Origin of the sequence: Gluconobacter thailandicus F149-1 = NBRC 100600 (assembly GCF_000964465.1) — a bacterium.
Classification (GTDB): domain Bacteria; phylum Pseudomonadota; class Alphaproteobacteria; order Acetobacterales; family Acetobacteraceae; genus Gluconobacter; species Gluconobacter thailandicus.
Genome location: NZ_BANH01000024.1, coordinates 141,709 through 160,828 on the forward strand (window position 1 = coordinate 141,709; position 19,120 = coordinate 160,828).

Annotated in this window: 18 protein-coding genes; 3 read left to right on the forward strand and 15 right to left on the reverse strand. The window is 58.9% G+C overall.

From position 1 onward, the window contains the following. Position 1 precedes the first annotated feature (1 nt). The 5 genes from glmM to pal all read right to left on the reverse strand — a co-directional run bounded on the left by glmM (position 2) and on the right by pal (position 6,267). Positions 2-1,360 carry a phosphoglucosamine mutase gene (glmM, locus tag B7444_RS08405; protein WP_016737665.1) on the reverse strand — a complete coding sequence of 453 codons (1,359 nt, stop codon included), beginning with the start codon at positions 1,358-1,360 and terminating at the stop codon, positions 2-4. 100 nt (positions 1,361-1,460) lie between these two features. Then, positions 1,461-3,365 carry an ATP-dependent zinc metalloprotease FtsH gene (gene ftsH, locus B7444_RS08410; protein ID WP_007282561.1) on the reverse strand — a complete coding sequence of 635 codons (1,905 nt, stop codon included), beginning with the start codon at positions 3,363-3,365 and terminating at the stop codon, positions 1,461-1,463. A 168-nt stretch (positions 3,366-3,533) separates the two neighbouring features. Then, entirely contained in the window at positions 3,534-4,772 is a 1,239-nt protein-coding gene (tilS, locus tag B7444_RS08415; RefSeq protein ID WP_007282562.1) for a tRNA lysidine(34) synthetase TilS, read from the reverse strand. Continuing rightward, positions 4,756-5,631 (reverse strand): tetratricopeptide repeat protein, encoded by an 876-nt coding sequence (locus B7444_RS08420; protein ID WP_007282563.1) that lies wholly within the window; start codon positions 5,629-5,631, stop codon positions 4,756-4,758. The genes tilS and B7444_RS08420 overlap by 17 nt, the downstream gene beginning before the upstream one ends. A gap of 156 nt (positions 5,632-5,787) precedes the next feature. After that, the gene (pal, locus tag B7444_RS08425; protein WP_007282564.1) at positions 5,788-6,267 is read right to left on the reverse strand and encodes a peptidoglycan-associated lipoprotein Pal; all 480 of its coding nucleotides are present in this window, start codon (positions 6,265-6,267) and stop codon (positions 5,788-5,790) included. A gap of 444 nt (positions 6,268-6,711) precedes the next feature. Here pal and B7444_RS17350 point away from each other — a divergent pair, with 444 nt between their 5' ends. Beyond that, complete coding sequence (locus B7444_RS17350; protein ID WP_007282566.1) at positions 6,712-6,837, forward strand: hypothetical protein; 126 nt, start codon at positions 6,712-6,714, stop codon at positions 6,835-6,837. Positions 6,838-6,853: 16 nt separating this feature from the next. On the opposite strand, the gene tolB is transcribed toward B7444_RS17350, so the two are convergent. From tolB to secA, 10 genes are all read right to left on the reverse strand, one after another. Further along, entirely contained in the window at positions 6,854-8,218 is a 1,365-nt protein-coding gene (gene tolB, locus B7444_RS08435) for a Tol-Pal system beta propeller repeat protein TolB (RefSeq protein WP_007282567.1), read from the reverse strand. Positions 8,219-8,235: 17 nt separating this feature from the next. Continuing rightward, entirely contained in the window at positions 8,236-9,231 is a 996-nt protein-coding gene (locus tag B7444_RS08440; RefSeq protein ID WP_007282568.1) for a hypothetical protein, read from the reverse strand. Between the two features lie 12 nt (positions 9,232-9,243). Beyond that, complete coding sequence (tolR, locus tag B7444_RS08445) at positions 9,244-9,678, reverse strand: protein TolR (RefSeq protein WP_016737661.1); 435 nt, start codon at positions 9,676-9,678, stop codon at positions 9,244-9,246. Between the two features lie 3 nt (positions 9,679-9,681). Continuing rightward, positions 9,682-10,425 (reverse strand): protein TolQ, encoded by a 744-nt coding sequence (tolQ, locus tag B7444_RS08450; RefSeq protein ID WP_007282570.1) that lies wholly within the window; start codon positions 10,423-10,425, stop codon positions 9,682-9,684. A gap of 77 nt (positions 10,426-10,502) precedes the next feature. Next, positions 10,503-10,928, reverse strand: coding sequence for a tol-pal system-associated acyl-CoA thioesterase (ybgC, locus tag B7444_RS08455; protein WP_007282571.1), 426 nt, complete (start codon positions 10,926-10,928; stop codon positions 10,503-10,505). A 26-nt stretch (positions 10,929-10,954) separates the two neighbouring features. Then, complete coding sequence (gene ruvB / locus B7444_RS08460; RefSeq protein WP_007282572.1) at positions 10,955-11,998, reverse strand: Holliday junction branch migration DNA helicase RuvB; 1,044 nt, start codon at positions 11,996-11,998, stop codon at positions 10,955-10,957. Next, positions 11,995-12,597 (reverse strand): Holliday junction branch migration protein RuvA, encoded by a 603-nt coding sequence (ruvA, locus tag B7444_RS08465; protein WP_007282573.1) that lies wholly within the window; start codon positions 12,595-12,597, stop codon positions 11,995-11,997. The genes ruvB and ruvA overlap by 4 nt, the downstream gene beginning before the upstream one ends. After that, complete coding sequence (gene ruvC, locus B7444_RS08470; RefSeq protein ID WP_007282574.1) at positions 12,594-13,100, reverse strand: crossover junction endodeoxyribonuclease RuvC; 507 nt, start codon at positions 13,098-13,100, stop codon at positions 12,594-12,596. Before ruvC ends, ruvA begins: the two co-directional genes overlap by 4 nt. Further along, complete coding sequence (locus B7444_RS08475; protein WP_007282575.1) at positions 13,097-13,846, reverse strand: YebC/PmpR family DNA-binding transcriptional regulator; 750 nt, start codon at positions 13,844-13,846, stop codon at positions 13,097-13,099. Before B7444_RS08475 ends, ruvC begins: the two co-directional genes overlap by 4 nt. 32 nt (positions 13,847-13,878) lie before the next feature. After that, positions 13,879-16,623 carry a preprotein translocase subunit SecA gene (gene secA, locus B7444_RS08480; protein WP_007282576.1) on the reverse strand — a complete coding sequence of 915 codons (2,745 nt, stop codon included), beginning with the start codon at positions 16,621-16,623 and terminating at the stop codon, positions 13,879-13,881. Positions 16,624-16,892: 269 nt separating this feature from the next. On the opposite strand from secA, the gene B7444_RS08485 reads away from it, so the two are divergent. Then, complete coding sequence (locus tag B7444_RS08485; protein WP_029495670.1) at positions 16,893-17,810, forward strand: peptidylprolyl isomerase; 918 nt, start codon at positions 16,893-16,895, stop codon at positions 17,808-17,810. A 4-nt stretch (positions 17,811-17,814) separates the two neighbouring features. Beyond that, complete coding sequence (argJ, locus tag B7444_RS08490) at positions 17,815-19,050, forward strand: bifunctional glutamate N-acetyltransferase/amino-acid acetyltransferase ArgJ (protein ID WP_007282578.1); 1,236 nt, start codon at positions 17,815-17,817, stop codon at positions 19,048-19,050. Positions 19,051-19,120: the final 70 nt, after the last annotated feature.

The following is a 19,120-nucleotide window of genomic DNA, read 5'->3' on the forward strand; positions in this document are numbered from 1 at the left end:
CTTAATTTCCTGTAATGGCGCGGATCGCATCACAAACATGATCCACGACTTCGACCACAAGAGCCTCATCTTCCGCTTCCGCCATGACGCGAATCAGCGGCTCCGTTCCACTGGCCCGAAGAACCAGACGTCCCCGACCTGCAAGACGCTCCTCAGCCCAGGATTTTGCAGCAGTCAGCTCTGGACTGCTCAGCGGACTTGCGCCCGAGTAGCGCACATTTTTCAGAAGCTGAGGGAAAGGCTCGAAAACCCTGCAGATTTCGCTGGCCGGCTTTTTGGTCTCAACCGACACGGCCAGAACCTGCAATGCAGCAATCAGGCCGTCGCCCGTCGTGGCATAGTCCGACAGAACCATATGGCCTGATTGTTCGCCGCCCAGATTGCCACCAATTTCGCGCATGCGCTCAACAACGTAGCGGTCCCCAACGGCCGTACGCTGAAGTTCCAGCCCTACTTCTGAAAGTGCCTTTTCCAGCCCCATGTTGGACATGACTGTAGCCACAACAGTGCTGCTACGGAGGCGATCATGCTGCTTCCAGAACCTAGCAATCAGACCAAGGATCTGATCCCCGTCAACCAGCGTCCCATTCTCGTCAGCAATCAGCACACGATCCGCATCACCATCCAGCGCAATTCCGAAGTCTGCCTGGTGCTCTTTTACGGCTGCACAAAGCTTTTCCGGATGCGTTGATCCCACACCGTCATTGATGTTCAGGCCATCCGGAGAACATCCGATCTTGATGACTTCGGCCCCAAGCTCCCACAGAGCCGTAGGCGCCACACGGTAGGCCGAACCATTCGCACAATCGAGAACGATCTTCAGGCCATCAAGGCGCAACCCACGGGGGAACGAGGCTTTGGCGTTTTCGATATAACGCCCTGCCGCATCATTCAGACGCGAAGCCCGACCGATCTGCTCTGGCGAAGCAAGACGCCCCGACAGGTCCTCGCCCATCAGGGCCTCAATCTCACCTTCCACTTCATCGGAAAGCTTGAAACCATCCGGCCCGAACAGCTTGATGCCATTATCCGTGAACGGGTTATGCGATGCAGAGATCATCACCCCGAGATCGGCACGGAGTGAACGGGTCAGCATGGCAATGGCAGGCGTTGGCAATGGGCCAACGAGAATGACATCCATGCCCGCAGACAGGAACCCGGCCACAAGCGCACATTCAATCATGTAACCCGACAGGCGAGTGTCCTTGCCAAGAACCACACTATGGCGGCGGCTCTGGTTGCGCATGAAGTACAGCCCGGCCGCCTGTCCGAGTTTCTGGGCAACTTCTACCGTCATCGGTGCGGTATTGGCTGTTCCCCTGATCCCGTCCGTACCGAACAGTGCCCTCTTGCTGGCCATGGTCATGAAATCCTGCGTGTCTCAATAGATAATAAAAAGGCGCGGCACCGAGGGGAGCTCCCCCTCAATGACGCGCCTGATGGTGCGGTTAACGGTCTGATTAGCCTGCCTGCGGAGCCGGATCAAACGCGCCTGGACGCGTAGTTGGCACAGAGGCACGGCGATTATCGGGCAACTGCTCATCATCAGAAGCACGTTCGATGGCCTCGCCCCGCATGATGCGGCCTACGTCATCCCCCGTCAGCGTCTCATATTCAAGAAGTGCTGCGGTCAGACGATGCAGATCATCGATATGCGTCAGAAGAAGATGACGGGCCTGCTGGTAGGCCGTATCGATCAGCATCTTGATCTCGGTATCGATATCCCGTGCCGTCTGCTCGGACAGGTTCTTGTTCTGCGTCACCGAATGACCCAGGAACACTTCCTGACCATTATCGCCGTAAGCAATCATTCCGAGCTTGTCGCTCATGCCCCATTCGGTAACCATCCGTCGTGCAAGATCAGTCGCACTCTTGATGTCACCCGAGGCACCGGCACTGACTTCTTCCGGGCCAAAAATGATTTCTTCAGCCACACGGCCACCCATGGCGATGACCAGACGGGCAAGGCACCATTTGCGGCTGTAGGAAATATTGTCCTTCTCCGGCAGCGTCATCACCAGACCCAGTGCACGGCCACGCGGCACAATCGTCGCCTTGTGGATCGGGTCACTACCCGGCGTGAAGATGGCGCAGATGGCGTGCCCGGACTCATGATAAGCCGTGGAGCGTTTTTCATCCTCAGTCATGACCATGGAACGACGTTCTGCGCCCATCATGACCTTGTCCTTGGCTTCCTCAAACTGAGCCATGCCAACGGTTCGACGTCCCTGACGGGCCGCCATCAGAGCAGCTTCATTCACAAGATTGGACAGGTCCGCACCAGAGAAACCCGGCGTACCGCGAGCAATCACTTTCGGATCCACGTCCGAAGACAGCGGAACCTTCTTCATGTGCACGCGCAGGATCTTTTCACGACCTGCCACATCCGGGTTCGGCACAACAACCTGACGGTCAAAACGGCCGGGACGTAGGAGAGCCGGGTCCAGAACATCCGGACGGTTGGTTGCGGCAATGAGGATGACGCCCTCGTTGCTTTCAAAACCATCCATCTCAACCAGCATCTGGTTCAGAGTCTGCTCACGCTCATCATTGCCACCGCCAAGACCAGCACCACGGTGACGGCCAACAGCGTCGATTTCGTCAATGAAGATGATGCAGGGGGCAGCCTTTTTACCCTGCTCGAACATGTCGCGCACACGGGATGCACCAACACCGACGAACATCTCCACAAAGTCCGACCCGGAAATCGTGAAGAACGGAACATTGGCCTCGCCAGCAATCGCACGGGCCAGAAGCGTCTTACCCGTACCCGGAGGACCAACCAGCAGAGCCCCCTTGGGAATCTTGCCGCCCAGACGCGTGAACTTCTGGGGGTCCTTGAGGAACTCGACGATTTCCTCAAGCTCAGCCTTGGCTTCATCAATGCCCGCAACGTCATCAAACGTGACGCGACCGGTCTTCTCCGTCAGAAGACGGGCCTTGGACTTGCCAAAACCCATGGCACGGCCACCGCCTGCCTGCATCTGGCGAAACACCATGAAGCACAAACCAACCAGCAGCAGAACCGGGAGGTAAGCACCGACATACCGCAGGATTGGGCTTTCACCGCTATCCATCGGCTTGGCAGTGACTTCCACGCCAGCACTCGTCAGACGGGCCGGGAGGCCCGGATCCATCGGCGCATAGGTCTCGAAAGACGTGCCGTTCGTCAGCGTTCCGGAGACATTCTGTTCCTGGATCACTACCGAGCGGACCTGGTGCTCGTCCACATCATGAATGAAATCGGAATAAGCGATCTGCTGGGCAGCGTGCTGGCTTCCACCAGGCTGGAAGGCGGTCAGCACTGCCATTCCGACCATGATGATGACCACCCAGATCAGAACGTTACGGCCTAAATTGTTCATCTCGTTCTCTGTCGTCCTTCAGACTGTCCAACCGATGCAGCGTGGCTTCATCATCTCAAACAGGCCGGCGTCATAGTCTGTGTTGACTTCATAACATAGGCGCTCCTGCCTACGTTCCTACCCCATTGGAGGAAGGAAAACGCATTTCAGGGCATTTTGGTGCGCTTTTCACCCTATTGCACCACTTTCTCCCGTTACAGGCACCCCTCCTGCCCAGAAAAAAGGAACGGTTCCGGTTCCTGCCAGAACATCGGGCAAGCCTATGATCTGTCCTCCCTGCCAAAGTGCAGGAAGAGTTCTAAGGGCAGCTTTGGGCAAGCCGAGTCTTCTGGCATTAAGCCTCGTGGCCTCATCGCCTACGGCACCGATCAGGCTGTTTGTCGGAAGATTTTGCGCATTACAACGCCATCGACCATCCCACAACGCTTCAGCATCGACCCGGATGGGCCGTTCAACAGCACGCTCTTCACGCACAAGCACCACGCCTTCACCAAAACGCCCCGCAGGACGCATCATCACGCCACCCAGCGTCCCCTCTCCCCGCAGCACAAGAGCCTGTACCTGCTCACGGGACGGACGATATCGACGTCCGGATACCAGACGGATCAACGGTGGGAGTGTGCTTTCACAAACTCCTTCAGGCGCCAGATGAACCCAACCTGCCGGGTGCCAGACGGCACTTTTTGCCAGCACACGAGCCAGTTCGTCCTCTTCTGAATGACGAAGCCCTTGTGCAGAAATCTGCCATTCCCGGGCCTGATCCCGTTGGGTGGACGATAGATCCTGCCGCCAGCGGACACGTTCAAAACGCCTGTTCTGATTGGAAGGATCTTCAATCCATGCAAGCCCTTCTGAGCGCAACGTCGCACGCAACCGGTCCGGATGAAGTGTCAGGCAAGGACGGACAATCCTGATACGACCACGAAGTGTCGTCATCTCCATACCGGCCAGCCCTCGTGGGCCGCTGCCAGCATGATGCCGCATCCAGACCGTTTCATCCTGATCGTGCAGATGATGAGCGACCAGAAGATCGAGACATCCCGCCTCGACACAAGCAGCTTCCAGCGCTTCAAAACGCGCATCCCGCGCACGCTCCTGAAGTCGCCCCTTGGGAAATGGGGCCAGTGTCAGGACACGCGCCTTAATCCCCATGGCTTCCAGCCGCTCTACTGTCAGGTACGCCTCAGCACCGGACTCAGGCCGCAAGGCATGATCCACTACAAAGGCGAGAACATGTCGCCGCCAGCGCCTTGCGAGCAAAGCCAACGCGAGGGAATCGCCTCCCCCCGAAACCGCAAGTCCGACGGGAGCTTCTGGAACATCGGGCAACCATGGCCCGACATCCTTCATCAGGGCGGAAAATTCGTCCGCCCCGACAGGACTGTTCAGATCAATGACAGGCTGCACGTCCACGGAACGTCGCAGCTGCAGACTTCACACGAGGCGTCGGAGTTGGAAACTCGTCCTTCAGCTTGTCGAGCGCCTGACAGGCGGAGTTCTTGTCACCCATCGCCAGGAAGGATGCTGCCACGCCCAGCAGAGAGTCCTGAGCCTTGGGTGACTTCGGAGCCTTGTTATAGGCATCGTAATAAGCAACCGCCGATTCACGATACTGCTTCTGCCCCGCGAGAGACTGGGCTAGCAGGAACTGGGAATCCATTTTACCCGAAGCGCTTTTGGCCGTCTTGATCGCGAAGCGCGCATTCGTTTCAGCGTCGTCGTATTTGCCAGCCTTCAACGCGGCATTGCCGAGCTTCAGAGCGTCAACGGCTGTCTTGGGTGCGGCGTCATTCTCAGGGGGCGCGGCCGTTTCAGCAGACTTTGCGCTGGGAGCAGGAGAAGCTACGGCAGGAGCTCCGCCGCCGCCATTCTGAGAGGCAAACTGCATGTCAGAAATCTGCTTGGACAGATTGGCCTGCGTTTCCTTCTGGGCATTGCTGAGCTGATCCAGTTCACCACGCATCTGACGGTTCTGCTCTTCCAGAGCCGAAACACGCTCCAGAAGCTGGGCAACCATATTTCCATCGGCTCCCCCCCCAGACGAACCCCGCGATGGTGAAGAACTCGGTGCGGGCAAAGGTCCACTGTTCTGGATCTGCGAAAGCTGCTGCCGCAGCGAGGCAATTTCATCCTGAAGCGCAATCGCCTCGCGGGAGGAAATTCCTCCGCCATCCGATGCGTCCTGCGCCAGAGCCGGCAGGACAGGGCAAAGCACAGAAAACGCCGTTCCGAGCATCAACGCGCGGAGGGGACGGGACAGGGCCATGCAAGATCTCCTGAAACAGTTCAGCGCCCGGCCAGGACGCCCTCTCGCAATCGCCGGCGAGCACGGCAGACAGAGACAGTCATAAAACAGAAACGGCCGGGGGATAAGCTCCCCCGGCCGTTCAAACTGTCAGTCCGTCAGACGGATGACCTGGGTTCAGCGAACCGAGGTGATCGCGTTACGGTTCTGAGCCCATGAAGCTTCGTCGTCACCATCGGCGGTCGGACGATCCTTACCGTAGGAAATCGTCGTGATGCGGGAAGCGCTGACGCCCTTGGCAACCAGATAGTCGCGAGCAGCATTGGCGCGGCGCTGGCCGAGAGCAATGTTGTATTCTTCGGTGCCGCGGTCATCGCAGTTACCAGCAATCTGAATGCTGACCTGCGGGTACTTTGCAAGCCATGCAGCCTGCTTGTCCAGCGTGGCGCGAGCTTCTTCGGAAAGCTGGGAAACGTTCAGCTCGTAGAAGACGCGGTCACCAACATTGGCAACCAGATCAGCTTCGCTGCCTGGCGTCGGGCCAGCTTCCTGCGTAGCTGCGCCAGCACCGGTGCTGTTGCCCGTATCGGTTTTGCCATCGGAGCAGGCTGCGAGAACGAGCGCTAGACCAAGCGCACCAAACACCTTGAACTTCATGTGTCTCAACCCTGAGAACGGTTCCTTTGCAGGAACCGAAATGCGGCATAATGCCGCGTTGTTCCGGACCCCATGCCCTTCATCGGGACCGCTCAAGAGTTGCCCTGCAACTCTCAGCGTGCCCTCTGAAAAACATTGGCCACTAGCGCCCATACTCATGACTTAAATCCGGGGTCAAGCATCCTGTAAGACACCCCCCGGCCGCCAGAGAACGATTCTGTTTCGAAACTAGAGAATGCAACATAAATGTCACAGCATTTGGACAGGAATGTGGCGGAATTCTGCCGGTTATTTTGCAGAACATCCCTGATGTTCTTTATTATCATGCAGAGAACGCGCATCAGCCCAGCGCAAAATGCGGAACAGAATCTTCCCGCCGTTCAGTGCAGCTTATCTGTTTTACAGAACATGCGATGGAACCGTGCCGCTCGTCACAGACGCTCAATGCGCACTCGACTCCAGTTCAAGGCGTTTCACCCGCCCTGCTCAGGCATGGCGCCTGCCCTCTTCGCCCAGCTTCTGCCCAAGGCATTCACGAGGGGAAACGCTCCGCGTCAGATCCTGATCTGACGCGGAGAAAACCTGCTCAGCCGTTCAGAGGAGACCAGGCTGGATCGGACGCGCCAGTTGCTGTCCGGATCGGGCGCTCATTGAAGCCCGTGATGTCGATTGTCCCAATGCCAGAAGAGAACCCCGCTCCACCGGCGCTGGAGGCGCTCTGGCGGCAGAATGCCAGCACACGACCGTTCGGACAGAAGGTCGGGGATTCAACCGTAAAGCCCTGCGTCAGAATACGCTCGCCAGTTCCATCAGGGTTCATGACGCCCAGCGAGAAGCCACCGTGACCGATACGGGTAAACGCAATCAGATCACCCCGCGGCGACCAGACCGGTGAGCCGTACTGACCGGAACCATAAGAGATCCGGCGCGCACCACCGCCTGATGCGCTCATGATGTAAAGCTGCGGACTACCGCCACGATCGGAGTTGAACACGATCTGACTGCCATCCGGGCTAAAGCACGGGCTGGTATCAATGGCACCACCAGAACTCGTGATCTGATGCTTGCTCCGGGAAGCCAGATCCACCACGAAGATGTCCGACCCACCGCCCCGCGTCGCAGACAAGACCACGCGGCTGCCATCAGGCGAGAAACGCGGCGCGAAGGAAATGCCATCGAACTCGCCCAGCATCTGCTGACCGCCAGAGCCAAGATCGAACAGATACACACGCGGACGATTGTTCGCGTAGGACATGAACGCGACCTGATCGCGCGCCGGGTTGAATCGCGGCGTCAGCGTCAACCACTGGCCACCGGTCAGCATACGGGAATTGAACCCGTCCTGATCCATCAGCGCCAGACGCGTGATCTGATGACGGCGAGGGCCTGTACGGGCAATGTAAGCGATGCGGGTATCAAAATAGCCCTTCTCACCCAGCATCCGCTCATAAATCACATCAGCAATAATATGAGCGATACGACGCCAGTTGGACGGAGACGCCGTATAAGCCGTGCCCTGAAGCTGCTCACCGGCCACAACGTTCCACAGCCGCATCTCAACGCGAACACTGCCTGACCCGACGGCGCGCCCAGCTACAGCCGCACGTGCGCCCTGCGCCTTGAGGGCACTGAAGTCAGGCGTGGAGCCCGGAGGCACATCGCCACTCATGACTTTGAAGAGGCCCGTGCTCTCCAGATCAGAAGAAATGACGCCAGAAATCTGCTCGCCCATCCCGGCACCAAAACTCGGAATCACGATGGGGATCGGTGCCTGACGGGCCTGATCCACGGTAATTTCAGCTTCACCCGGGCCAGCCGCAGTGGAGCCCTGGGCAAAAGCAGACAGCGGCGTTGCCAGAAGGCCACCGGCCGCAGCCGTGGCACCAAGAACAGAACGGCGCGACAGCAGCGCGCTCAGAGCATCAGCTTCGGAATCGGAAATGAAGGTCATGATGATTCCTCTAGGGTTTACGGCCTGAAGACAAAACGCAGCTGATGCGTCTGGCCTAGCAGGTTGGAAGGAATGGGCAGATGGGCACAGGTTGGGCTCAGCACTGCATCGCGCGCACGCTCCGCCAGCACACGATAGGACGGATCTGCCGCCATCTTCGCTGCCGTGTCTGGAGCATACTTCACAAGGCGTGCCTCACCCGTTGCATCCACCGTCACAATCAGATGCGCGACAAAGCTCGCATAGTTCCGCGCTTCCGTGTCTTCCGTGTAGCAACGCCGCACGGAACCACCGATGGCTTTCTGATCCGCCATGGACAGGGACTTGGTAATATCCCCGTTCGGAACACCGCCGCCATCCGGCGCACCACCCTGCGGCGGGTTGGCTTTCGCCTTGGGCGCATGCGTCTGCTTCTGGTCGGACCGGAAGCTGTCCAGCGTGGCCAGAAGGGAATGACTGTCCGCCTGCGTATTCTTGGACGCATTCGGCTGAGTCAGGTGTGAGAACTTCGGCGTATCCGGCAGCTTGTCAGCCTTCTGCGTCTGCGGGCTCGGCGGGGCTACCATCGTCGACTTGGTCGGCGGGGATGGCTTTGGCGGCGACGCAGGCACAGGCTCCGGCGACGGCTCCGTAATCTTGGGCGGAAGCTTCGTCGGTGGCAGAGGCTGAGGCTTGGTCTCAGGCGCTGGCGGAACCGGCTGCGGAGGCGGTGGGGGCGGAGGCGGTTCTTCCGTCGGCGCTTTCAAAGGAGGCGTCGGAGACGGAGGAGCCTCGTTCTTCACGGGCGCAGGCGCGGGTGCCGGCTTGGGAGCCGGATGATCAGCCTTGATAGGATGAGTGGGAGGACCAGCCTCCTCGAACTCCATCTGCACCGCCGGGGGTTCCGGCGGCTCAGGAGGTTTCTCGAACGGGATCCGCACCACCAGGTACAGGATCAGTGCCGCATGGACACCAACCGAACCCAGCAGCGCGTTGCGAAAGCGACGCCTGTCCGAACGACGTGGACGCACCACTGGCGAAGTCCTTTACTGGCCGCTCTGAGGCTGCTGAGCGAGCAGCGCCACATGCGTAAAGCCGCCAGACGTGATCTGACCCATGACCTGCATCACGCGGCCATAGTCGATATGCGCATCGGCACGAACGAAGATCCGATGGTTCGGATCATTCTGGGACTGGACCTTAAGCTGGTCCACAAGCTGTTCCGGCGTGATCGGATCTTCGCCCAGATACAGCGAACCGTCATTGCGCAGCGAAACCGTGATCGGCTTCGTATCAGCATTGACCGGGCTGGCATCCGTTTTGGGCAGATCGACATTGACACCACTGGTCATCATCGGTGCCGTCACCATGAAGATGATGAGCAGCACAAGCATGACGTCCACCAGCGGTGTGACGTTGATCTCGGATGCCGGACGCCGACGACGGCTCCCTGCGCGTCCTCCTCCAGCGGACATCCCCATGGATCAGGCCTTCCCGCTGGACGTCTCGTCCGCACGCTCTTCGGACTGACGGGACAGGATGGCGGCAAATTCGGTTCCGAATGCCTCCATACGGTCCGCAAACTTGTCCGTGGAGTTGCTGAGAACGTTATAGGCCACGTAGGCGGGAATAGCCGTCACAAGACCAATAGCCGTTGCGAACAGCGCTTCGGAAATACCCGGGGCCACGACGGAAAGGTTGGTGTTGTGCATGGCGGCAATCGAGCCGAACGCATGCATGATACCCCAGACCGTACCGAACAGACCCACGAACGGTGCTACCGGACCAATCGTCGCCAGGAAGATCAGGCGACGGCCCAGACGATCATTTTCGCGGGAAACGGTAATATTGATGGCACGGTCGATACGGTCCCGCACGCCACCGCGCGCCAGATCGATCCCGACGATACGTGCCGAACGACGCCATTCGCCCATGGCTGCACCGAATACGGCGGCCATCGGATGCGTCGGGCGGGCACCATCGGATTCGTAGAGGTCGTCCAGCGAACCGCCGGACCAGAAACGGTCTTCAAATTCCGTCGCTTCACGATTCACGCGCCGCATCAGAATGATTTTTTCCGCGATGATCGCCCACACGCCTGCACTGCACAGGACGAGCCCGATCATGACCAGCTTTACGACGATGGACGCGTGCAGGAACAGGTCCAGAGGCGACAGACCGGCCGCACCGACCGCCCCAAGCGCACTCGAACTTACCTCATGATCCACTGTTCTCTCCTGTCCAGATCCTGTCCCTTACGGGTCAGGTCTCTCCATTGCACTTCGTGAGGAAACAGGAAAGTGGGTCAGACCTCTCCAGCCTCGAGTTTTCGAACAGCATCACACCAGCGAGGCGGAATTTTGGCAGGTTTCATTGTTTCTGCAGAAAGGCAGGCCAGTTCCACATCAATGACAACGGCGGTTTCGTTACCCTTTGAGAAATTCCGCACTGTTTGCTGAAGTTTCAGCCGTGTTGGCGTCATGGCCTCCAGAGCAGTCTCGATTTCCATTTCATCATCGAGTCGCAACGGGGAGCGATACCGGATGCTGGCCTGCCGGACGACAAAGGCCAGACCGAAATCATTCAGAAGTTCCGTAACGGACGCATCCGCATCCCGCATGGCCTCACTGCGTGCACGTTCGGCAAAGCCGAGATAGCGCGCGTGATAGACAATCCCCCCGGCATCCGTGTCTTCGTAATAAACCCGGAACCGGATTTTATGCGTTGCCATCAGATCCTCCGCTCATGTGCCCGGTTTCAGCCCGCCGTATCGTCATCGAGCGCAGAAAGGAGATCCACCTGGCTCGCTGGCGGGTTCAGCCCCAGATGGCGCCACCCCGCCTCACCCAGCATACGGCCTCGTGCTGTCCGAAGCACCATACCTTCCTGAATCAGGTAAGGCTCAATGACATCTTCCAGTGTATCGCGTGCTTCCGCCAGACCAGCCGCAAGCGTTTCAACACCCACCGGGCCGCCATGATGGTGTTCCGCAATCCGCACCAGATAGCGCCGGTCCATCGCATCCAGACCGCGCTCATCAACTTCAAGACGTGACAGCGCCGCATCCGCCGTGGCGCGATCGATGATCGGCTTCTTCGCCACCAAAGCAAAATCGCGCACCCGACGCAAAAGACGCCCGGCAATACGCGGCGTCCCACGGGAACGGCGGGCAATTTCTTCCGCGCCATCGTCATTCAGATGCACACCGAGCTTGGTCGCTCCACGAGACACGATGGCCCGCAGTTCATCCGGCGTATAAAAAACAAGTCGCAGGGGAATGCCGAAGCGATCCCGCAAAGGCGTGGCCAACAGACCGGCACGCGTCGTGGCGGCAACAAGCGTGAACGGGGCGAGATCAATCCGCACAGATCGAGCCGCTGGCCCCTCCCCGATAATCAGATCGAGCTGGAAATCTTCCATCGCAGGATAGAGAATTTCCTCAATCGCGGGCTGAAGACGGTGAATTTCGTCAATGAACAGCACATCGCGTGGCTGGAGATTCGTCAGGATCGCCGCCAGATCTCCTGCCCGCTGAATGACCGGCCCGGATGTGGCCCGGAAACCGACACCCAACTCACGGGACACAATCTGTGCCAGTGTCGTCTTACCCAGACCCGGAGGGCCATGCAGCAAGACGTGATCCAAGGCCTCGCCACGGGCCTTGGCAGCCTCGATGAAAATAGCAAGATTTTCCCGGCTAGCTTTCTGCCCTGTAAAATCAGCAAGGCTCTCCGGTCTTAACCCGCTCTCTGCAATATCTTCCGGCAGACGAGCCGGGTCCGTTTCCCGAAATTCGCTCATCGGGCCAGTTCCTTCAGGCAAAGACGGATGGCCAGATCAAGGCTGGCGTTCTCGTTTTCAGCCAGAACACGACTCAGCACCGGCCATGCCTCTGCTCGACGGAAGCCAAGACCTGCCAGCGCCAGCAGCGCATCATTCTCAACGCTTGGCCCGGTCACGATCCCCGGCATCGGCGCAGCAGCTCCGCCACCTGGCATCTTGGCAACCTTGTTGCGCAGTTCGCTCAGAATACGGTCCGCAAGGCGTGGCCCGACACCAGCAGCACGTGTCAAAGATCCACGGTCCCCGGCATTAATGGCCAGCAGAATTTCACCCGGGGAATTAGCTGACAGAATAGCCAGCGCAACCTTGGCGCCCACGCCCTGAACAGTCGTTAGCAGACGGAACCATTCTCGCTCGTCGGCAGTCCCGAACCCATACAGCAGGATCGCGTCTTCCCGCACCACGGTCTCAATCAGCAAACGCGCCACTTCCGGCGGGTGCGGAACCGTGCCGAGCGTGCGCGTTGAGGCGGACACCTCATAACCAACGCCATTGACGTCTACGATGCAGCGCTCGCCTTCAATCTGCCCGACAAGGCCAGTCAGTTGTCCGATCATGCCATTCGCCTTCCCACAGCCACGTGCGCTGCGCTGGCACGATGATGCGCGTGGCAGATCGCCACGGCCAAAGCATCGGACGCATCCGCCTTGTGAATAGCCACACCCGGAAGCAGGCGTTTCACCATCATCGTGACCTGTTCCTTTGTGGCAGACCCTGTTCCCACAACGGATTTTTTGACCGTCATGGCGCCATATTCTGCGACCGGAAGCCCTTCATAGGCAGGCGTCAGAAGCGCCACACCGCGAGCGTAGCCAAGCTTGAGCGTCGAAGAGCCGTTGCGGTTCACGTAAGTTTCCTCAACCGCGGCTTCAGCGGGAGCATACTCACGGATCAGGTTCTGCAACTTCCCATGCAGCTCACAGAGCCGCAGGGGAACCGATTCATGGCCATCCGTTGCAATTACACCGGAGGCCACATGTTTCAGGCGGTTGCCATCCACATCAATAATCCCCCAGCCCATGAAACGCAGGCCGGGATCTATGCCCATCAGACGGATCAAGCGGCGAGCGCCTGAGCCACGTCATCCGGAAGGTCAAAGTTGGCGTACACAGCCTGAACGTCGTCGTTGTCTTCCAGAACGTCGATCAGCTTCAGAACCGTCCGGGCCTTCTCTTCGTCCAGCGAAACGCTGTTTTCCGGGCGCCAGTCCAGCTTGGCGGACTGCGGCTCGCCAAAACGGCTCTCAAGGGCGTCACGAACCGCGAAGAAATTTTCCATTTCGCAGGTGATCTCGTGACCTTCCTCGGTCAGCACAGCATTGTCAGCACCAGCTTCAATGGCGGCTTCGAGCATCTCGTCTTCAGACGCCGCATCAACCGGATAGGTCACGACACCCAGACGCTGGAACATAAAGGACACCGAGTTCGATTCACCCAGTGAGCCGCCATGCTTGGAAAATGCAGCGCGGACTTCGCCAGCCGTACGATTCCGGTTGTCGGTCAGGCCTTCGACAATGATCGCCACGCCAGCCGGGCCATAGCCCTCGTAGCGGACTTCCACATAGTCTTCCCCGCCGGCAGCACCGGATGCCTTCTTAATAGCGCGCTCTACATTGTCTTTGGGCATGTTCGCTTCACGTGCGGCCGTAACAGCGGCACGCAGACGCGGGTTGGACGCCGGGTCAGGCAGACCGGACCGCGCTGCAACCGTAATTTCACGCAGGATCTTGGCGAACTGCTTGGCGCGCTTGGCATCCTGCGCACCCTTGCGGTGCATGATGTTCTTAAATTGCGAATGACCGGCCATCGGTCGCTCCTTCCTCTACGGGTGTCAGAGGCTCAGGCGAGCCTGCCATGACAGTGTTTGAACTTCTGGCCCGATCCACACGGGCAAAGCGCATTGCGCGGTGTTTCTTCATACCACCGCTGAAGCGTGGCTGCATCTGGCTCTTCCACCGAACCCTGCGCAGCAAACTGCGGCTGCGGGGCGGCAAAGCTCATAACCGGCTGCGAAGCCTGCTCAAGGGAGGCCGGAGCGGCAGGCGGGGCCTCGAATGTCTCATGCTGGGCAGACGTATCCACAACCGGATAAGGTGGTGGCTCACTCACGGCCTGAATGCGGCACATGGTCTGCGTCACACGCAGACGCATGTCATCCAGCATGGCCGTGAACATCTGGAAGGCTTCCTGCTTGTATTCGTTCAGCGGATCACGCTGACCGTAAGCACGCAGGCCAATGCCCTGACGGAGTTGGTCCAGCCCATGCAGATGCTCTTTCCACACGGCATCGAACGTCGTGAGCACAACCTGCTTCTCGATCATGCGCATGAGTTCCGGCCCCATGTTCGCCGTACGGGCGGCCTGAGCCTTCTGGGCTTCGGCTTCCACACGCTCGATCACGCCTTCTGCATCCATGCCATCTTCCTTTGCCCATTCGGCAATCGGAAGATCGAGGTTCAGGGTCTCTATCAGGCTCTTGGAAAGCCCTGCCGTATCCCAGGCTTCCGCAAAGGACTTCTCAGGAATATGGGCGTGAACCAGATCCTCGATAGTGTGCAAACGCAGCTCCGCGATCACACCAGACAGATCTTCAGACGACATGTATTCCTTGCGCTGGGAATAGACTTCCTTGCGCTGGTCATTCATGACGTCGTCGTATTTCAGCGTGTTCTTGCGCATGTCGAAGTTGCGGGCTTCAACGCGCTTCTGAGCCTTCTCGACGGCCTTGTTCAGCCAGGGGTGAACAATCGCCTCCCCTTCCTTCAGGCCCATCTTCTGCATCATCGCGCCCATACGGTCGCCAGAGAAAATGCGGATCAGATCGTCTTCAAGTGACAGGAAGAAGCGCGAATTACCCGGATCGCCCTGACGTCCCGAACGGCCACGCAGCTGGTTATCAACACGACGGCTCTCATGGCGCTCCGTCCCGATCACATACAGACCACCGGATTCATGAACGGCGCCATGATTGGCCTCGACAGCCGCCCGGATCTCCTCGGTAATGCGCGCCCGTTCCGCTTCATCCTCGATGCCGTCCGTGTAGGCATGGGTCAGCATTTCAATATTGCCACCCAGCTTGATGTCCGTACCGCGACCAGCCATGTTCGTGGCGATCGTGATGGCACCGGGCGCACCAGCCTGAGCAATGATGCTGGCTTCTTTCTCGTGGTGCCGTGCATTGAGCACGTTATGCTTGATGCCGCGTCCAGTCAGGATGCTGGAAAGGTATTCACTCTTCTCGATGGACGTCGTGCCCACCAGGATCGGCTGTCCCTTCGCACTGACTTCCTGAATCAGATCGGCAACGGCGTTGAATTTCTCACCCGCCGTCAGATAAACTTCATCGTCCGTATCAATCCGCTTCACCTGACGGTTCGTCGGGATTTCCACAACCGTCAGATTGTAGATTTCCGCAAATTCGTCAGCCTCAGTCATGGCCGTACCGGTCATGCCGGACAGTTTCGGATACAGACGGAAGTAGTTCTGGAACGTGATGGATGCGAGCGTCTGGTTTTCCTGCTGGATCTCGACGTGCTCTTTCGCTTCCAACGCCTGATGCAGACCGTCGGAATAACGGCGCCCATCCATCATACGGCCAGTGAATTCATCAATGATGATCACCTTGCCATCACGGACGATGTAATCAACGTCCCGCGTAAACAGCGTATAGGCCCGCAGGGACTGCTGAACGTGATGAACTACAGCCACGTTATGGATGTCGTACAGACCGCCTTCCTGCAGAACGCCGGCTTCATTCAGAAGCTCTTCAATGCGGTGAGAGCCAGCCTCGGTCAGCGTAACGCTGCGCTGCTTCTCGTCCTTGTCGAAGGTCTCGGGTTCCAGCACAAGCTTCGCCACGACCGCGTCAACCGTTCGGTACAGATCTGAACTGTCATCGGCGGGACCGGAAATGATCAGCGGCGTCCGAGCTTCGTCGATCAGGATGCTGTCCACTTCATCCACGATTGCGTGGTTGAACGGACGCTGCACCATGTCGCCGAGCGAATATTTCATATTGTCGCGCAGATAATCGAAGCCGAACTCGTTGTTCGTTCCGTAGGTAATATCTGCGGCATAAGCTTCACGACGCTCTTCATCCGCCAGATTGGGGATGATCACGCCTGTCGTCAGACCAAGGAAGCTGTAAAGAACCGACATTTCTTCGGCGTCACGACGGGCCAGATAGTCGTTCACCGTCACGACATGCACGCCCTTGCCGGACAGCGCGTTCAGGTAAACGGCCAGCGTGGCAACAAGAGTCTTACCCTCGCCTGTCCGCATTTCAGCAATACGGCCGTCATGCAGAACCATCGCGCCGATCAGCTGTACATCGAAGTGACGCTTGCCCATTACACGACGGGACGCTTCCCGGCAGACAGCAAAGGCTTCCGGCAGCATCGCATCCAGCGTTTCGCCTTTGGCGACACGTTCTTTGAACTCTACCGTCTTATGCTGAAGCTGCTCGTCACTGAGCGCCTGAACCGTGGGCTCCAGAGCGTTGATCTCGGGCACACGGCGCTGATACGCCTTGAGCGAACGATCATTGGCGGAACCGAAGAGGGCGCGTGCGAGGCGTGCGAACATGCTGAACCTTGAGATGCCGAGCACCCGACCCGAAGCTCTTTCCACCAGCGGAAAGACCTCCCAAATCGGGCAATCACGATTTTCACGTCACGTGGAGATAGGACCCGCGTGCTCACGGGTCAATGGAGAGGTACCCGAGAGGTCCACTAAAATGCCCATTTCCGGAGTGTGACGGAATGGTAAGGGAGCACGCTCTTGCAGGGTTGAGCGCGCTTTGTCATGGTGCTGCCCATTCGTTTTCCTCCTTCTTTATGGTCCGAGGTATTTTCATGCGGCTTTCCCGCTCCACTCTCGCCTGTGCGGCACTTCTGGCTGGCACGTCGGTTTCAGCTCCTCTCGCCTTCGCGGCTCCGGCAACCCCGGCTGCAGCTCCGGCACCGGCTGCAGCCCCTGCTCCGAACCCGGACATGGTGATCGCGACCGTCAATGGCGAAAAAATTACCCTCGGCGACGTTCAGCAGGCTGCTGGCAACCTGCCACCGCAGGCCCGTCAGCTTCAGCCGTCCATGCTGATCCCGCTGCTGGTCAACCAGCTCGTCGATCAGAAGGCGATCCAGATCGCTGCCGGCAAGGAAGGTCTGACCAGCAAGCCGGAAGTCAAGGCTGCCATGCAGAACGCTGCCAACAGCGCCCTGCAGAATGCCTATCTGGAAGAGAAGGTCGCCCCTCTCGTGACCGATGCGGCTCTGCACGACTACTACCAGACGCATTACGCCAACCAGAAGCCTGAGCAGGAAGTTCACGCTCGCCACATTCTCGTGGAGACCGAGGCACAGGCCAAGGACATCATCGCCCAGCTCAACAAGGGTGCTGACTTCGCGAAGCTTGCTGGCCAGCTGTCCAAGGACAAGGGGTCCGCGGGCGCAAACGGTGGCGATCTTGGCTGGTTCAAGAAGGGCGACATGCTGCCGGCTTTTTCTGACGCCGCGTTCGCCATGAAGCCGAACACGATCTCCCAGACGCCGGTGCACACGCAGTATGGCTACCACGTGATCCAGGTTCTGGGCACGCGGACCGCTCCGATCCCGAGCTTCGACCAGATCCACGATCAGGTTCGTCAGGAACTGATCCGTGACAAGGTTCGCCAGATCGTTCAGCAGGCTGAATCGCAGGTGAAAGTTGTTCACTTCGATGCACAGGGCAAGCCGGTCTCCGACGCCCCGGCTGCGGCTCCGGCCAAGAAGTAAGACCATGGGAAAGCCGATCGCCGTCTCTCCGCTGTCCCGTCCCCTTCCGGACCTTTCAACGGTTGCCGGCGTGCGGCTTTCCGCCGTCGCTGCGGGCGTCCGCTATCAGGGCCGTACGGACCTGATGCTGGCGGAGTTTGCCCCTGGCACGGTTGTCGCAGGCGTTTACACCCGTAACGCCTGCCCTGGCGCACCCATCCTGTGGTGCCGTCAGGCCCAGACAACTCCCTATGCCCGCGCTCTTCTGGTCAACGCCGGAAACGCCAATGTCTTCACCGGGCGCGCAGGTATCCAGGCCTGTGAAGACTGCGCTGACGCTGTCAGTGCCATGTTTGACTGTCCGCCGCAGGACGTGTTCCTCGCCTCAACAGGTGTGATTGGCGAGAAACTTCCCCAGCAGCGCATTATTGACGCCCTTCCCGCTGCGCAGGCTGGCCTCGACGAAAACAACTGGGAACAGGCTGCCCGCGCCATCATGACGACGGACACCTTCCCCAAAGCCGCCCGGCGTGACGTGACCATCAACGGAACACCCGTTCGCCTTCAGGGCATCGCCAAGGGGTCCGGCATGGTCGCCCCTGACATGGCCACAATGCTGGCCTATGTCGCGACTGACGCCAAGATTCCGCAGAATATTCTTCAGTCACTGCTGTCTGCCGGCTGCGCCAAGAGCTTCAATTCCATTACCGTCGATTCGGATACGTCCACGTCTGACATGCTGGTCCTGTTCGCCACAGGTCTGGCCGACAATGAACCGGTCACTGGCCCTCACGACCCCGCTCTCGCCGAATTTACCGAAGCCCTGAACGACCTGCTGCTGGAACTCGCCATTCTCGTCGTCCGTGATGGTGAAGGCGCCACGAAGCAGATCCGCGTGGATGTCACGGGGGCGGAATCGGATTTTTCTGCCCATCGCATTGCTCTCTCGATTGCCAACTCGCCACTGGTCAAGACGGCCATCGCTGGCGAAGACGCAAACTGGGGTCGTGTCGTGATGGCTGTAGGCAAAAGCGGCGAGCCGGCGGACCGTGACCGCCTGTCCGTCGCCATGGGCGGCACGTGGATTGCGCGCGAAGGTGGCGTCGTTGAAGATTATGACGAAGCCCCTGTCGTGGCTCATATGAAGGGTCAGGACATCGAAATTACGGTTGATCTTGGGCTAGGTGATGGGCAGGCGCGCGTTTGGACCTGCGACCTGACCCATGGTTACATCGACATCAACGGATCCTATCGCAGCTAAAGCGGTCAACACGAGAGCGGGAGCAGGGGTTGTGCACCTCTTCCGCTGCCTTTAGCACAGTCATCAGCCC

What these genes read in the sequence shown, in the direction of transcription:
- ybgC (WP_007282571.1), bottom strand. Translation starts at nt 10,928, where the DNA reads ATGGCAACGCATAAAATCCGGTTCCGGGTTTATTACGAAGACACGGAT.
- B7444_RS08475 (WP_007282575.1), bottom strand. Translation starts at nt 13,846, where the DNA reads ATGGCCGGTCATTCGCAATTTAAGAACATCATGCACCGCAAGGGTGCG.
- B7444_RS08485 (WP_029495670.1), top strand. Translation starts at nt 16,893, where the DNA reads ATGCGGCTTTCCCGCTCCACTCTCGCCTGTGCGGCACTTCTGGCTGGC.
- ftsH (WP_007282561.1), bottom strand. Translation starts at nt 3,365, where the DNA reads ATGAACAATTTAGGCCGTAACGTTCTGATCTGGGTGGTCATCATCATG.
- ruvA (WP_007282573.1), bottom strand. Translation starts at nt 12,597, where the DNA reads ATGATCGGACAACTGACTGGCCTTGTCGGGCAGATTGAAGGCGAGCGC.
- ruvB (WP_007282572.1), bottom strand. Translation starts at nt 11,998, where the DNA reads ATGAGCGAATTTCGGGAAACGGACCCGGCTCGTCTGCCGGAAGATATT.
- tolR (WP_016737661.1), bottom strand. Translation starts at nt 9,678, where the DNA reads ATGGGGATGTCCGCTGGAGGAGGACGCGCAGGGAGCCGTCGTCGGCGT.
- secA (WP_007282576.1), bottom strand. Translation starts at nt 16,623, where the DNA reads ATGTTCGCACGCCTCGCACGCGCCCTCTTCGGTTCCGCCAATGATCGT.
- B7444_RS17350 (WP_007282566.1), top strand. Translation starts at nt 6,712, where the DNA reads ATGCGCACTCGACTCCAGTTCAAGGCGTTTCACCCGCCCTGCTCAGGC.
- argJ (WP_007282578.1), top strand. Translation starts at nt 17,815, where the DNA reads ATGGGAAAGCCGATCGCCGTCTCTCCGCTGTCCCGTCCCCTTCCGGAC.
- glmM (WP_016737665.1), bottom strand. Translation starts at nt 1,360, where the DNA reads ATGGCCAGCAAGAGGGCACTGTTCGGTACGGACGGGATCAGGGGAACA.
- B7444_RS08420 (WP_007282563.1), bottom strand. Translation starts at nt 5,631, where the DNA reads ATGGCCCTGTCCCGTCCCCTCCGCGCGTTGATGCTCGGAACGGCGTTT.
- tolB (WP_007282567.1), bottom strand. Translation starts at nt 8,218, where the DNA reads ATGACCTTCATTTCCGATTCCGAAGCTGATGCTCTGAGCGCGCTGCTG.
- pal (WP_007282564.1), bottom strand. Translation starts at nt 6,267, where the DNA reads ATGAAGTTCAAGGTGTTTGGTGCGCTTGGTCTAGCGCTCGTTCTCGCA.